The organism is Eubacterium sp. 3_1_31, from assembly GCF_964249515.1.
GTDB classification, from domain to species: domain Bacteria; phylum Bacillota_I; class Bacilli_A; order Erysipelotrichales; family Erysipelotrichaceae; genus Longicatena; species Longicatena caecimuris.
Window position 1 is genome coordinate 12,757 of sequence record NZ_CAXUBY010000035.1, and the last position, 16,239, is coordinate 28,995.

8 protein-coding genes are annotated in these 16,239 nt (G+C 36.0%); 5 read left to right on the plus strand and 3 right to left on the minus strand.

The features are described 5' to 3' along the window. Positions 1–509: 509 nt before the first annotated feature. From ACESSZ_RS12400 to ACESSZ_RS12410, 3 genes are all read left to right on the plus strand, one after another. Positions 510–1,712, plus strand: coding sequence for an AfsR/SARP family transcriptional regulator (locus tag ACESSZ_RS12400; RefSeq protein ID WP_008687186.1), 1,203 nt, complete (start codon positions 510–512; stop codon positions 1,710–1,712). 498 nt (positions 1,713–2,210) lie between these two features. Further along, a complete protein-coding gene (locus ACESSZ_RS12405) occupies positions 2,211–5,339 on the plus strand; it encodes an InlB B-repeat-containing protein (RefSeq protein WP_499842824.1) in 3,129 nt (1,042 codons plus the stop codon). Between the two features lie 78 nt (positions 5,340–5,417). Further along, the gene (locus tag ACESSZ_RS12410; protein WP_331866897.1) at positions 5,418–7,916 is read left to right on the plus strand and encodes an FILTED domain-containing surface protein; all 2,499 of its coding nucleotides are present in this window, start codon (positions 5,418–5,420) and stop codon (positions 7,914–7,916) included. Between the two features lie 108 nt (positions 7,917–8,024). Here the strand turns inward: ACESSZ_RS12410 and ACESSZ_RS12415 are convergent, their stop codons facing one another. Beyond that, positions 8,025–8,225: a cold-shock protein gene (locus ACESSZ_RS12415; RefSeq protein WP_008687192.1), complete on the minus strand. Its 201-nt coding sequence runs from the start codon at positions 8,223–8,225 to the stop codon at positions 8,025–8,027. Positions 8,226–8,569: 344 nt separating this feature from the next. Here ACESSZ_RS12415 and ACESSZ_RS12420 point away from each other — a divergent pair, with 344 nt between their 5' ends. Beyond that, positions 8,570–10,015: a leucine-rich repeat domain-containing protein gene (locus tag ACESSZ_RS12420; protein WP_008687194.1), complete on the plus strand. Its 1,446-nt coding sequence runs from the start codon at positions 8,570–8,572 to the stop codon at positions 10,013–10,015. 30 nt (positions 10,016–10,045) lie between these two features. On the opposite strand, the gene pepF is transcribed toward ACESSZ_RS12420, so the two are convergent. Together pepF and ACESSZ_RS12430 are read right to left on the minus strand one after the other, a co-directional pair. Then, complete coding sequence (gene pepF, locus ACESSZ_RS12425; RefSeq protein WP_331866896.1) at positions 10,046–11,827, minus strand: oligoendopeptidase F; 1,782 nt, start codon at positions 11,825–11,827, stop codon at positions 10,046–10,048. Between the two features lie 86 nt (positions 11,828–11,913). Beyond that, positions 11,914–14,694 (minus strand): glucosaminidase domain-containing protein, encoded by a 2,781-nt coding sequence (locus ACESSZ_RS12430; protein WP_331866895.1) that lies wholly within the window; start codon positions 14,692–14,694, stop codon positions 11,914–11,916. Between the two features lie 336 nt (positions 14,695–15,030). Here ACESSZ_RS12430 and deoD point away from each other — a divergent pair, with 336 nt between their 5' ends. After that, on the plus strand, positions 15,031–15,747 hold the full coding sequence (gene deoD / locus ACESSZ_RS12435; RefSeq protein ID WP_008687199.1) for a purine-nucleoside phosphorylase: 717 nt from the start codon (positions 15,031–15,033) through the stop codon (positions 15,745–15,747). The last annotated feature ends 492 nt before the right edge of the window (positions 15,748–16,239 follow it).

The following is a 16,239-nucleotide window of genomic DNA, read 5'->3' on the forward strand; positions in this document are numbered from 1 at the left end:
CATCACCTCTTTTTATTATTCTAGCATGTATACAGTGCTTTGTATAGGCTTTCAGAGTGTTTTGGTCATAAGTATCTTTGTTCGACAAAGTTTTTTAACGTGTTCATAAAAACTAACCATAATTACTATTTACGCAATAAAATTACCGAACAAGAAGAATATATTATATGTGGTTATTGTCCTAAAAATGCATAAAAATGGCAGATTATTTACTTTTTTATCTTGCATAATCGCTTATTTGACTTGCATGTAATAGAATGCTAAAATAGTAACGAAGGATGGGATTATTTCGCGTGTTTGTGTAATCCTTCCATACACAAAACTGCAATCAAAAATAGGATGTAAATGCAGCTATCTTCATCGTTATCTTAAAAACAGTATAACGAATTTCTTCTGTAAGGATGGGAGCCTTATGGAAGGTGGAACAACATTATGTACATTATTTCTAGCGGATAGATAGTAGGGCATTTCAAAACTTATAGAAAATAAGTGAAAGGACGTGTGGCGAAATGGCAAAGGAAATTTTTGACGTTACACTTTTTAATGAATTCACGATTACATGTGGCAAAGAAAAAGCGATTATCACCGAATATCTTGGAAAACAGCTGGTAAATCTTTTTCAGGTATTTCTTTATTACCGTGAACAACCGGTGCACAAAGATACGCTTATCGAAATTTTATGGCCGGAAAGCGATAATCCGATAAGCGCGTTAAAGTTTACGATTCATCGTTTTCGAAAGGATGTACAAAAAATACCTTTTTTTGAAGGTAAGGAATTGATCTTGACCGTTAAACAGGGTTATCAGTTAAATCCTGATTTTGAATGGCATATTGATTCGGAAGAATTTGGTAATCTTTGGGAAGAAATCAAATTTGAGGAGAATCTCAGTGCAAAAACGATGAAGATAGCGTATCGCATGGTAGACCTATATAAGGGGAAATTTTATATATCAAATTCACAGCTTATGTGGACACAACAAGTATGTGAATTCTATCGGCATGCGTATGTGAAATGCGTGATAAAGATATGTAAGAAACTGTTGGAAGAGCAAAAATATGAGGAAATGATGACTTTAAATTATCAGGCAATCTTATTAGAACCGTTTTATGAAGGTCTGCACTATTATTATATGAAAGGTTTACTTGAAACGAGTGATTATCACAAAGCATTGCGATATTATGATGATTTAAATGAATCTTTTGTAAAAGAGCTTGGAACAGGTTTATCGATGCGATTTAAAGAATTATATGATGCCATCATGAGTGATCATGAAAACATTGAACGTGTAAAAATTGATAGTTTATTGAAACAACTATCAAGACGAACCGAGGAAGAAGGCGGATTCTACTGTACCTTTGAAATGTTTAAGTACATGTACGAGTTGGTCATGAAAAGCGCTATGCGAGATAATAAGCGTTTATATCTGATATCTTTTGAAATCAGTCATGAAGATGATAAAGAAGAAGAAGTATTTAAAGTAGTGAACAAGGTGAAACATCTGATTGCGTTATCCTTACGTAAGAATGATTTGTTTGCGAAAATCAATGAAGGACAATTTATTGTCTTAGTAGATTGTCAGACGGTAGAAAATGCTTATCTGATTATTCAGCGTATCAGTCATCGCTTTTATAAAAAATTCCGTAATAAGAAATTACGTCTGAATTATTATGTCACGGAAGCAAAATTACTTGATCCAGAGGAAGCAGAATAAAAAAAAGAGTGCACAAAAAGGGCAGAAGCGATTCTGTTCTTTTTTAGGGCAATTAATTATTAGATAGTCAAATTTTTTAGAGGTTTTCACCAGAAATTTAGGGAGAAAGAAAAAAACAAACGAATCTTTAAGCCCTCTAAAGTTTGATCCCCTAAACGAACCCTTAATTCAGATCGCTAAAGATTTTGGATATTCTTTTTATTATCTGAGGGGAAATATCGTTTTTATCGTTATCTAGTGTACCAAGGATGTAGTTTCTTATGCACTGATATGTATCGTTGTGAAAAGTAATAAAAACATGCTGAAAAAAGGGGTTAAAAAGAATCACTTCAAATGTTACCTAAGCCCAAACACGTCTTTTTTTCAAAAGAAAACAGTAGCTGATTTAAAATAAAACCATTTTATAACTAGTCTGCTCATATAATGAAAAAGTAAAGTCAGTGGTGGCTTTATTTTTATGTTAGGGAGTATAAATGAAAGAGAAAGGAGATGGAGAAGATGAGAAGAAAATGCGCTAAAATATTTGTGATATTTGCCTTGTTGTTACAGCTGGTACCGAGTAATTTTATGACAATCACGGCAAAAACGACAAAGACAACGACGGGCAACGTTGTGGAAGTAACAATGGAAAATGATTCTGTTCAAGTGATTACCAAAGAACAGTTGCGTCAAATGGCAAACAAGCAACCTTCTTTGACTGTTAAGGTTCTGTTAGCTGATGAAATTCTTGATGATATCAATATGATCTTAACGGATGGTAATGATCCTGGTGATACCCAAATTTCACTGGTAAATGGTTATCGTGTTATTAACATGATGCTTGATCAAAAGCCGTTTATTTCTGGAAGTAAGATATCCTTAAAAGCGAATGATGGCAGTAATTTGCATAAAGTGCTTACGATAGAAGTCGCAAAAGATCAAAAACAAGCGTCATTAACAAAAGGAACACAGCCGTATGAAGAAACGATGCATAAGGTAGTTTACATTGTGAATCAAGAAGAAACAATAGAGTATGTGAAGCATGGTGAAATGCCCAAACATGCACCAATCGTTAATGGTGGATTTTGGACGAAAGATGGCCCTGGTGGAAATGCAATCGTCCCCAATCAGACACCAATTTATGAGGATACAAAATTCGTTTTTCATAAAGGGAATAAAGAGGAACTTATCACCATTACCTTTGATCCTGCCAATGGAACAATCGATGGCAGTTCCGATAAATATGAACAGCAAATATATAAAAACAATTCTTTAATTGACAATCAAATTCCTACCCCTATCCCAAATGATTCGCGACAAGTATTTATGGGATGGTCACTGCAGGAAGATGAATCAAATACACAGGATAAAGATAAGCTATATACAAATGAAGATATAGCGAAGCTTATCTTTTCGGCGAATGCCACCTTTGTAGCAATATATCAGAATACTGAAAAAGAAGGTTGGCATTTTATATTTGCGCAAGAATCTTCTAATGTCGAGGTGTTTTATAGCGAGGATGGAAAAACCATTCAGCAGATGCAGAAAGGCCGCTCACATGAAGTGATTGATGAAAATGGTTATGTGGAATTTTTCGTAAAAGTGCCAACAGGCTATTCGGCAGGCACACAGTTTTTGCATCATAATGCATCAACTATGGAAGGATTGGATGCTACTACAGGAGAAGCAATTTATCGTGGAGGAATCTATACGCCAATCCATTCTTTTAAGAACACGCAAGCAAGAGAATTGGCGATTGAGAAAGGATGTACTACGGCTTTTTTCTATAGCCAGTCCACACCGAATCTGAAATATAGAGAATTTAAGATTGCTGCTAAAATCGTAAATATTCAAGTTAAATATGACTTAAATGGTGGAACATCGGTTACCCCGATTACTGATCAAAACGTTTATCATCATCCAGATACAAATGTAAAAGAAAATATAATCAAAGTGAGTGAACAAACACCAACTCGTCCAGGGTATGTTTTCAAAGGATGGAAATTACAGGATGAGGATAAGATTTACCATGCGCATGATGAAATTCAAGTAAAAGATGTTTGGAAGTATGAAAATGATTATGACATCACTTATACCTTTACCGCTTTATGGGAACCTTTGCATGCATATAAGGTGCATTATGATTTACAAGGCGGTCTTTATGAAAATAATGCATCGATTGCTGATGAAATAGTGCAATTTGATGACATTGTGAATATTGGGTATCGGCCAATGCGCAAGGGTTATACGTTTGATGGTTGGTATTACAAGGACACCAAAGTCGCTTCAAAAACAGCATATCAAACACTCGTTGAAAACGATGAAGAAGTAAAGGAAATCACGTTAGTTGCCAAATGGATCAAGGATGATACGCAATGGGTACGTATCACGTTTCAAGAAGGGGAACATGGAAAACTAATGAATAATCCCTTTACTGAAAATTTACTACCTAATGAGAATGGTTCTTTCTATATGGAAGTATTAAAAGGAACAAATTGGACTGATCATAACTATCAAATGCCGCTAATTATCGCGGATCATGGTTATGATGTTGCAGACCCTGCATGGAAATCAAACGATGAAAAATATACATTTGAAGAATATGTACAGGGAAAGGTAGCTTTTTATCAAGATGTTACGTTTATTGCACAATATAAAGAATTAGCATATGTAACGATACAATATAGTATCACAGATAAAGATGGTAAGCCGATTGTTGATGAAGAGGGAAATGTACTCAGCGTAGGAAAATTATCATTGGAAACAGAACAGGTGAATCCGGTGATTGGTCAACCAGCAGGTTCAAAAGTGGTATATGATAATGCGAATGATGATTATGTATTTGCTTATTGGCTGACACCAAATCAGCAGAAAGTATATGATTTTGAGATTATGCCAACACAGAAGGATCATGTGTGGGTAAGTGAAACTTATAAAGCTGTTTTCTTACCAGATGAAAATCATAATGGAAAACCTGATGAGAATGAAGTTTTATCCATGTATTATGATGCAAACGGTGGCAGTGGAAGTGTCATCGATGAAATGATGTATCATGTAAAAGATCAAGTACTAATAAAGGACAATGACTTCACATATCCAAAGGAAAATGTTATCTTCATCGGCTGGAGCAAACAGCCATTTACAGTGATTTTGGCAGATGGCAAGGCACCTCAAGAGATGTTACAGCCAAAGGATAGCTTCGCCATCATGGAGACAACGACGCTATATGCCGTATGGGCTATGGATGAAAATGGTAACCATATTCCAGATTATCAAGAATCTTTGTCGATGAATTATGATGCAAACGGTGGCAGTGGAAGTGTCATCGATGAAATGACGTATCATGTAAAAGATCAAGTACTAGTAAAGGATAATGCCTTCACATATCCAAAGGAAAATGTTATCTTCATCGGTTGGAGCAAACAGCCATTTACAGTGATTTTGGCAGATGGCAAGGTACCTCAAGAGATGTTACAGCCAAAGGATAGCTTCACCATTATGGAAACAACGACGCTGTATGCCGTATGGGCTATGGATGAAAATGGTAACCATATTCCGGATTATCAAGAATCTTTATCGATGAATTATGATGCAAACGGTGGCGTTGGAAGTGTCATCGATGAAATGACGTATCGTGTAAAAGATTAAGTACTAGTAAAGGATAATGTTTTCACTCATCCAAAGGAAAATGTTATCTTCATCGGTTGGAGCAAACAGCCACTAACAGTGATTCCGACAGATGGCAAGGCACCTCAAGAGATGTTACAGCCAAAGGATAGCTTCACCATCATGGAGACAACGACACTGTATGCCGTATGGGCTATGGATGAAAATGGTAACCATATTCCAGATTATCAAGAATCTTTGTCGATGAATTATGATGCAAACGGTGGCAGTGGAAGTGTCATCGATGAAATGACGTATCATGTAAAAGATCAAGTACTAGTAAAGGATAATGCCTTCACTCATCCAAAGGAAAATGTTATCTTCATCGGTTGGAGCAAACAGCCACTAACAGTGATTCCGACAGATGGCAAGGCACCTCAAGAGATGTTACAGCCAAAGGATTACTTCACCATTATGGAAACAACGACACTGTATGCCGTATGGGCAATGGATGAAAATGGTAACCATATTCCGGATTATCAGGAAGAGCGCTTTACGGTTACATTTATAGCAGGAGAACATGGAAAATTACTTGGAACAACCACATATAAAAATTATTTGGTCAAGTCAGCAATTCATGACGCACAGCATTATAAAGAACCTACACCGGTAGCAGAAGATGGCTATGTGTTTGATAAATGGGTGATCGTTGATAAAGATGGACATGCACTTTTAGAAGTTGCAGAACCTGGCGCATATGTGATTCACGGCGATACGATTGTCAAGGCAGTATTTGCAAAGGATGACAACCATGATGGAATTCCGGATGAGCGTGAAGAAAAATTAAGGGTAAATTTCGTTGTGGCAGAACATGGTGCATTAGAAGGGACTACTCAATATAATGAAGTGTTAGCAAATACGAAACTCAAAAATGTAATAGATTATCAGACACCAAAACCAAAGGGAGCTGCTGGTTATACTTTTGATAAATGGATCGTTAAAACGGTGTCGAATAAGGAAGGGATAGAGATTAAGGATCCAAGCGAATATACGATAACCGAAAATACCGTATTTTATGCTTACTTTGCTAAAGATGAGCATGGAACAGATCCTATTCATCCTGATCATGGAGATGGCATTCCAGATAAATATCAAGTTGAAGTAAACTATGAAGTAAAAAATGGTACACTTATTGGAACAAGGAAGACCTATGTAACCCTATATGATGAAAACAATGAGCCTTCACAAACTGGAAACGGTCAATTAACAGCTTTGCAGATTCCTTTGGCAATTGCGGATAAAGGCTATGACCAAAGCAGCCTACAATGGTATCCAGTATGGCCAGAAGCTGGTATGAAAATCAAAGAAAAGATGACGTTTAAAGCCAAGTTTGAAACGGCTGATTATCAATTGATTATTCGATATGTTGATGAGGATGGCAATCGCGTAGCTGAAGATTATCAAACAAAGATTGCTTATCTGAATCGCTATGAAATAACATCTCCACATGTGGATACCTATGTTTTGGAAAATGAAAATGATCATATAATCACAGGCAGCATGGATGCGGAAGATAAAGAAATCGTTGTTCATTACACCAAAGACATTCATGGGACAGATCCAAAGCATCCCGATAAAGGAGACGGCATTCCAGATAAATATCAAGTGGCAGTTCATTATGAAGCTGAACATGGAACGGTTGCTTTTGATCGTGTATATGTGACATTACGAGATGAAGAAGGAAATTTTGCAACACATGGAAGTGGTAAACTAAGGGTTGATCAGATTCCAACAGCTACAGCAGATGAAGGATATGAGCAAGAAAGTGCGTCCTGGGTAAATAAAAAACCGACCATCGATATGATCATAACAAAAGATACGACGTTTAAGGTTGTTTTTCAAGCAAGTAAAGAACCTGAAAAACCAGTGACACCAAGTGATCCCGAGAAGCCAGATACTCCTCAAAACCCTGAGGAGCCAGATGCTCCTGTAACACCAGATAAACCTGATACCATACCTCCAACGAATGGAGGCAATACCGTTGATGCTCCTCAGCTTCCAGAAACAACGAATAGACCAATCGTAGCAGAACAGCCTATGATGCCATCAGTTTCAGATACAAGACCATTCGCACCAAACATAATGGGGAATACGCAATCAAATGGAGAAAGTGAACATGTTGATGAAAATGAGACACCGTTAACAAATGGGGATGTAGAAGTAATTAAGGAACATGTAACACCGAAAGCGAAAGGCACGGAAGCAAACTGGGCGATCATGAATTTCATATGCATGATCATTACGGTATTACTGGCAATACTTCTGTTATTATCAAAAAGTAAAAATGAAGAGAAATTAGAAAATGATAAGACGTATTCTTATGATGAGGAAGAAGATTATCAGGAAGAAAAACGCAGCTTATTTATAAGAAGTCTTGCCTTACTGCTTGCGATTATTTCAATCATTGTCTTCTTCTTAACGGAGGATATGAGTTTGCCGATGGTTATTATTGATAACTGGACAATTTATATGCTATGTTTTGCTATCGTACAGCTTATTGTCTTTATTTTAGACAGACGATGGAAAGAAGTAGAGCAGGAAGAAAAACAAAAAGCTTAATGTAAAGAAAAGACGCACTTCGCGTCTTTTCTGCATTTTGACCAAAATAAAAAAGCTGTTGCATATCACCTAGAAAGGCTCATTTGCAACAGCTTAATGAATAAATGATTATTCAGCTACAACGTTAGCAGCCTGCTGACCACGGTCACTGTCAACTACATCAAAAGAAACTCTCTGTCCTTCTTCTAATGTACGGAAACCATCAGACTGGATGCTTGAATAGTGTACGAATACATCCTTACCTTCATCAGAAGTGATGAATCCATAACCTTTTTCTGCATTAAACCATTTTACTTTACCTGTACTCATTTTTAGTACCTCCTTATAAATTTAATAAGAAGCACTCAAATGTATAAAAAAATCACAAACATCGGATCCTGTACATATTGAGTCATAAATACAATTCCGAGAATTTGTGAATCTTGAAATCATAGTTATTGCTTTTTATTACAGATTTACAATAACACTTCTTTTGCATAAAGTCAATCGTTTTCTATTTTTATCTAACCTTTTTCTAAAAAAGTTGGATGTTTTATTAACAATGGCTGTATCCGTTCATCGAAATGGCAAAAATATTTGAAAGCAGTTTCAGATTTATCGGAATTGGGGTATAATAGATACATAAAAGAAGAGGAAACGAAAGGAGTACGCCTATGTTGATAAAAGATGAATTCCTGCGTGCAGCGATTGCCAGAACATTGCAATTGAAGGAAGAGGAAATTGATGAAAAGGCAATGGAGCGTTTAGTCAGTTTATCTGCTCGAAGTGCCGGCATTATATCATTAGAGGGACTGGATACAGCTGTGAATCTGCAATATTTGGATTTATGTGGAAATAGTATTGAAGATCTTGATCCTATTAAAGATCTACGCGAAGTTGAGTATTTGAATCTATCTAAGAATATGCTGCGAGATATACAGGCTTTAAGAGGATACCGGCAATTATTGCGTTTGGATATTTCCCGTAATAATTTATATACCATGGATATCAGTGCAATTGCGGGTATGATTAATCTAGAAGAACTAAATCTGGAACGTAGTAAAGTTGATAACTTGGTTTATTTGGAAAATGCCAAAAAGCTGCATAAGTTATATATCAGTATTGAGAATGGTCCATTTCCACTCAGTATCTTAGGCACGTTAAATGAGTTAAAAGAACTTCATATGAATAAGATGTGGTTATATGATATTGCGGATCTGACTTATCTCAAAAACATTGAAGTATTAGATTTATCAACCAATCTGTTTTCTGATTTATCGCCTTTGCAATATATGAAAAAAACGTTGCGCAGTCTTAACCTGACGAATAACCAATATTTGAGTGATTGTAGCATTTTGGAAGAGTTTCCTAACTTAGAGGTCTTGGAATTATCCTTTGACAGCATCAAAGATTTTTCCTTTTTGAAAAAGTTGAAAAACTTAAAAGATTTGCGTCTTATCCAAAGTGGGCTAAGTGATTTGCGTATCTTAAAAGGGTTGAATAAGTTAGAAAAATTAGATATCTCAGAGAATCGTGTTACACATACGGAAGTCTTAAAAGATATGAAAAATTTGCGTTATTTTAAGGCAAGCTGCTGTTTCCTACACGATATTGACTTTTTAAAAAATGCGAAAGAGTTAGTTGAAGTCAATGTGTATAATAATTCGATCACGGATATTAGTGTATTAAAAGGCTGTGAGAAAATGACGGCATTGGATGTTGGGAATAATGCGGTACGTGACATCTCATGTTTAGAGGATATGAAAAACTTGGAATGTCTTTGTTTATCACATAATAATATTTCCGATCTGACTGCTTTAGAGAATTTAACGAATCTGGGTACCATTGATTTATACAACAATGTGATTACTGATATCAGACCATTAAAGAAATTGGTTAATTTATCATCGTTGCGTTTAGATCATAATGGAGTCATGGATTTATCACCACTAAAAGATTTGACATATTTGAGTTCTCTAACATTAAAAGCAAACTACGTTACCGATCTGACACCATTAAAGAATTTAAAAAATTTATATGAATTGCGGTTGGATGAAAATCCAATAGAAGATATTTCCATGTTAGAAGATATGGAATATTATGATAAATTCTCTTATTAAAAAGGTGGGTAGCTCATGGAAATGAACTGCCTACCTTTTTTGTGAAGTTTCATGGGTAACGCAAGAGCGAAACTGATCAAGGATTTCTTTAAAGTAACCGAAGGCATCTTCATAAACCTGCGTTTGGCGAGGATCTACACCGGCATGCATCAATTCATCTAAAGGCGCTTCACTGCCGCCTTTTGTAAGGAACTCGCGATAGGCATCAACTTCACCATTTAAGATTTTCTTGGCAAAGCTAATGGCAACCGACATGCCTAAAGTGTATTTGTACACATAGAAGTTATAATAGAAATGAGGAACATGATAACAGCCGTAACGCTGTAAATCATCCACAATGACACTGTCACCAAAATAGTCTTTATTAAGCTGCTCATACAGATCACATACATCTTTTGAGGACAGTGCTTCTCCTTTTTCAATGGCTTCATATAACTGATATTCAAAAGTAGCATACATGGTTTGACGATACATCGTGCCAATCATCTGATTCAATAGATTGCTTAATAAATAAGCCTTATGGTCATTATTATCAGAATGCTTTAATAAATAGTCGTTTAATAATAATTCATTGACTGTAGAAGCAACCTCGGCAACAAAAATACGATATTCTGCTAACATTGCGCGATTATGCTTATGGGAATAATAAGAATGCATAGAATGTCCGAATTCATGTGCCAGTGTACTAAGGGAATCATATTCTCCTGTAAAGTTTGTTAGAATAAAAGGTTTTGAATCATACGTACCTGCAGAATAAGCACCAGAGCGCTTCTTTTCATGTGGCATAAAATCAATCCAGCGTTCTTCTCTAGCTACATCAAGCATAGCGATATAATCCTCACCTAAAGGAGCCAATGCTTTTTTTAAAATGGCAAAGCAGTCATCCACCGTATATGTGATATCTACAGATTTTACTAAAGGAAGGGCAATATCATAAACATGCTGTTGTTGTAATCCTAAGATTTCTTTACGTAACTTAAAATATTCATGGGCATAAGGTCGATACGTCTCATTACCCATTCGTACTACCAAATCAAACAGCGCTTTTTCTACACCATCTTCAAACAGACTTGCTTCTAAGGTAGAAGGAAAGTCCCGTAAGCGTGCTTCAAAAGCTTTTCCTTTGATATGTCCGCTTAATAGATTCAGAAAGACATTTTGATATCGTTTATATTCTTGAAAGTAATGTTCAAATGCTTCTTTACGTACCTTTTCATCAGGATTTAGTAAGAATTGATGGTAGTTACCACCATTTAGAAAAACCGGTTTTCCATCTACCATCACTGGTTCAAATTCTAGCCGGAAACTTTCATAAGTGGATTCCGGTACACGTAAAATATCCTGCATTTGTGCCATCATCGCTTCTTTTTCTTCATCCAATTGATGAGGCATGCGACGAAAGATTTCTTGCATTGGATAACGATATGCTTTGCATGCATCCTCTGCTAAATACTTTTCAATACTTTCTTTCTCTTTCATGACTTCTAAGTTCACAAAGTTTAGTGCGACCACCGTTTTTTGATAAAGAACATATGCTTTGGAAAGATTTTGTTGTGCTGTTTCTTCATCAGGATCTACATCTGTATACATACGGGCATAGCTGATAAGATTATTCAGTTTTCGGGATAATTCTTCTTGTTGATCAAAAAAATCACAAAAGCTTTCTTTTGTATCCGCTATATGACCTTTTTGTTTTGTCAGTGCATTGACTAAGGATTCACATTCCTGATAACATGTGTTAAATGCCTCTTGTGAAGCAAACATACTGGAAAGATCCCATGTATATGCGCTATCTATCTGATTTCGTTTCATATCATCACCTCTAGTTAGTATTGTAGTACGAAAAAAAACAATTCACAAGTTTCTGCAAATTGTTTTTTCAGATGCATCTGATGATTTTATTGATTTTTATATATCGCTCTTTTCTTTTTTCGATAAGCTATTTTGTTTTTTCTGCGAATGAGTAGAAGGACAATCACAAGTATTAAGATCAAGAAGATGACAGCAAAAGGTATCAGAATGTATGTTGTGATATAGTTTTTTCCATTTCCTTTGATGGTAGCGACTTCGGTAAAATCCATACTTCCTTTAGGCGCTGCACCTTGGATCGATACGATCGCAAAACTACCTTTCTTTGCCTGGAAAAGAATGCGAGTATCGGATTGTGTCGTGGGTAACTGGCGTATGTTTTCACCATCCACAGTTAAGATGCGATATAATTTCCCCTTACTATTTTTAGGTTTCTTTATCGAATACAAAACTTGGGTTTCAGGATCATAACCGGACATATCCTCTTTTCCATCTATGGTAAAGCCTGCTTCATAGGTAACATAATTTGCTTCTGCGACTTTTTTAAACAATGTTTCTTCCTCATTGCCGATGGAATCATGTACATTCACAACGACTGTTTTCGGCATCCATGCATTCAGGAACGATGTCTTTTTCTGCATTGCTAAACTAAGGCCTGATATTTGTAAATCATAGGTATCATCATGAATGAGCACACTGAGACGTGGCTTTAAATTTGGTTGCAAAATGCGATCCACGGCACGTAATACATCATCATCTAAGGGGTTGTTGCTTTCCTGCAAAACATCATTTTGAAATTTTTCTAGTTCAGTTAAGGCATCATCCGTTAACCCTACCTTATCACTATAGGTCTTAATGATATATGCTGCTTTTTCTTGCAGCTTAGATCCGGTGCTTTCACTTTGCTTTTTTACATGAATTTCATAGGATAAGGTTTTTCCCGCATAACGAATTGTTAATGTCTGCGTGCCAAGCGTAGTAGGATCATAGCCACTCACCATATCTGTGGTCAATGAGCGTTCTTGTGTAGAACCATCTTCGAAGCTTACTTGAATCTTTCCTTTTGATACATCCAGGTAATCATGCTGTTGGTAAGTTTGCTTCGGTTTTTCAATAAAGGCGATGTTTTTTACAGATCGATAATTTGCTTTATAAACAATGTCTTTTTCAGCTTTTTTAATTTCTTTGTCCCAACCGATAAATAAGGCATTCTTCTTCTCAGGTTCTAAGATAATCGGAATTTTACCACTCTCTATTTGCATAGTGATAGTATGTGAACCTGGATAGAAAGTGCCTCCATTGGCATCAAAACTGACATCGACATAGTTTTTTTCATTTAGATGCTTTTCATTTGTGATAAAAGAAAGTTCACTGGCTTTTACATACCCATAACTTTTACGATAGTTATATGTTGGATTTGCAGAAACATTTCGATCATTTGTCAAAGGTACATCGGTTTGTACAAGATACCAGACAGCATTTCCTTCTGTTTGTTTATCCAAGAGAAGCAAACTGGCTTGCGTGCCTTTGGGAATAGCATATAATGTCTTCGCAGCTTCTTTAGGATCTTTTCTGACATTAACTTTTTTAGTGCCGGTAATACCAATCGCATACTGATTTAAGTCTTTATCTTGTAAGGCATGATCAATGTCATAATAGTATTGTGCCGCTTTTTCACCCCAGTAAGGATCGCTAGCATAAGAAACATTCATACCGCCCGCTTTGTTTCCGAAATGACCGCCATGGTATTGAAATTGGTTCGGATTTAAATAAGAGGATGATATGTAATGGGCTGCATGAGCGTAAATACTGTCACTTACGCGTAAGTAGCGTGAGGCATTTTTTTCTACATCAGAATCATAGGCCGCATGACCAAACAAATTGTTGCGATTATAAGATAAGGCGCTGCGTCCACTGGCACTTTCGTTTAAGGCTAAGGAAAGCATCATAAGGGCATTTGCGCCAAACTGATTTTGGTATTGAAAAAACCCTTTTTCCCCTTGTACGATCATAGACTGAGTGAGAATGTCATGCAGATAAGTACCTTCAAATTTGGTGATAGATTGTTTTAAGAGACGAGTGTTTTGCAAATAAGCATGAACATCTTCATAGGAATAAGCGGTTGTCGAACGATGATTGACATATTGATAATAATTATAATATGGCTGTTTTGCGTTTACTGCTTGTGTATGGATACTTTTGCGCACATCTGTGATCATGGCAGAAAAGCTTTTATAAAAATAATGACTGTCATAGCTATAGTAAATTGTCTTTTCTTTAAGGTAAGAAGGGGCTTGACCTAAATGCAAAACATTATCATAGCCCTTACTGGCAATATCACTTTTCAAAAAATGCAACAAGATACCATTATGCACCTCAAAGTGTGAAACATTTGGAAGAGTAGTAAGGGGATGGATTGTCACATTTTCAATGGAAGTAGATCCGATGACACCTGACAATTGAAATTTCACCATACCATTGCCATCGTTATATTCTAAAAAGGCTCCATCGGCACCATAACACCCATTGGTATAACCTTCCTCTTGATTCGCTGTATTTGTATAGGTAATATTGACACTGCAATCTTGTGCTTTTTTAAATTCAACTACGCCATTTTCTATCGATAAAAAGGTTTGTCCTTTTGCTATGCCTAGATTTTCATATTGATGCTGTAAAAGGGTATGAGAAACCTTAGCAGCAGCATAGGAATCATTTTCTTTGATGATTTCATAATGGCCGTCTTCTGTAACATTGACCAAGCGAATCTTGTTATCATCTGGCAACGCAGAATCATCTTTTTTGGCTTGCACAGGCATTAACAAGCTGAATGCTGTTACGATACTTAAAATGATAGGAATTAACTTTTTCATAAGACACCTCTTGTTGTTTTATGTAATCATTATAACGTATAAATCTAATCTAGCGTATGGTATTTAAGAAAATGTAAGAAAACGTTCAGATGATCAGATAATAAAATAAAAAAATAATACGTGAGTATTCAACCAAAAGATCATAAAAAAGAGATGAGGACTTGCTAAAAAGGTAGTTAGCAAAAGCGTTTATCAGTACAGGATTTCTGCCTTGTGATACAATTGAATAAAATAGAAATAGGTAGGCGTTTTCATAAAAAATGATATATGAAATCATTAGGATATCGAAATTAGATATGGTATACTAATACTGGTAATCATAAGGAGGATATAGTTATGTCAACACCACATAATGCGGCAAATGCCGGTGATATTGCAAAGGTAGTATTAATGCCTGGAGATCCATTGCGGGCGAAATTTATTGCCGAAACTTATTTGGAAAATCCCGTACAGTTCAATACGGTTCGTAATATGTTTGGCTATACGGGCACTTATAAAGGTGTACGAGTTTCGGTTATGGGAAGTGGCATGGGAATGCCTAGTATTGGAATCTATTCCTATGAATTATTTAAGTTTTATGGAGTTGAGGCAATTATTCGTATCGGAAGTGCCGGAGCATATACAGACAAACTTGATCTATTTGACTTAGTTCTGGCAGATGGTGCATGGAGCGAGTCAACTTTTGCGAAAGCACAGGCAGATGTTGATGGCGATATACAGTATCCAAGCGAAGAATTGAATGCAGCCATTCGTAAAGCAGCAGAAAAATTGGATCAGCAATTAGTTGAGGCAAGAATTCATTCCAGTGATGTTTTCTATCATGAGGAAAATGTAGATGGACATAAAGAATTCTATGAAAAACATGGTTGTGTCTGTGTAGAAATGGAAAGTTTCGCCTTGTTCCATAATGCTAAAGTGCTGGGTAAAAAAGCGGCTTGTTTATTAACTATCAGTGATTCTTTAGTCACAAGTGCCGTTACTACAGCTGAACAGCGACAAACATCCTTTCATGCGATGATGGAAGTTGCCCTAGAAACCGCAATTTCATTATAAAAAAGTAAGAAAAAACAGTTTCAATAAGTTGATATGATCCCTCTAAAGTAAACAACGGAAATAAATAAAACGTTGTTTATGAAAGGAGGGATCTTTTCTTATGGGAAGGAAAAGCAAATACACAATAGAACAGAAAGTTGAAGCAGTGCAGGATTACAAGAGTGATAAACGTGGAAAAAGCCAGATAGGTTATAATCTGAAATTGTATAAATCTGGAAATGATTTATATAGATGGGTGTCACTTTATGAATGACAAGGTGAATCAATAGATTCAACCATTAGAAATACAACAAGAAACGTGTGAAACGAATCATTTTATAATATGAGAGACCACAAGGAAGACATTGTGAGCAAACACCAAAAGAAGTAAGGACAGCAGCGTTATCAACAGTGAATAAAGTTAAATGCGTTTATTTAGTGTCTGCTGAGCAAACTGAAAACACTTGATTTTACTGACTTTTGCCCCATTTTCTGGTATAATGATTGCAAGGA

Coding starts and splice junctions, on each gene's coding strand:
- ACESSZ_RS12400 (WP_008687186.1), top strand. CDS start 510: ATGGCAAAGGAAATTTTTGACGTTACACTTTTTAATGAATTCACGATT.
- ACESSZ_RS12405 (WP_499842824.1), top strand. CDS start 2,211: ATGAGAAGAAAATGCGCTAAAATATTTGTGATATTTGCCTTGTTGTTA.
- ACESSZ_RS12415 (WP_008687192.1), bottom strand. CDS start 8,225: ATGAGTACAGGTAAAGTAAAATGGTTTAATGCAGAAAAAGGTTATGGA.
- ACESSZ_RS12420 (WP_008687194.1), top strand. CDS start 8,570: ATGTTGATAAAAGATGAATTCCTGCGTGCAGCGATTGCCAGAACATTG.
- pepF (WP_331866896.1), bottom strand. CDS start 11,827: ATGAAACGAAATCAGATAGATAGCGCATATACATGGGATCTTTCCAGT.
- ACESSZ_RS12430 (WP_331866895.1), bottom strand. CDS start 14,694: ATGAAAAAGTTAATTCCTATCATTTTAAGTATCGTAACAGCATTCAGC.
- deoD (WP_008687199.1), top strand. CDS start 15,031: ATGTCAACACCACATAATGCGGCAAATGCCGGTGATATTGCAAAGGTA.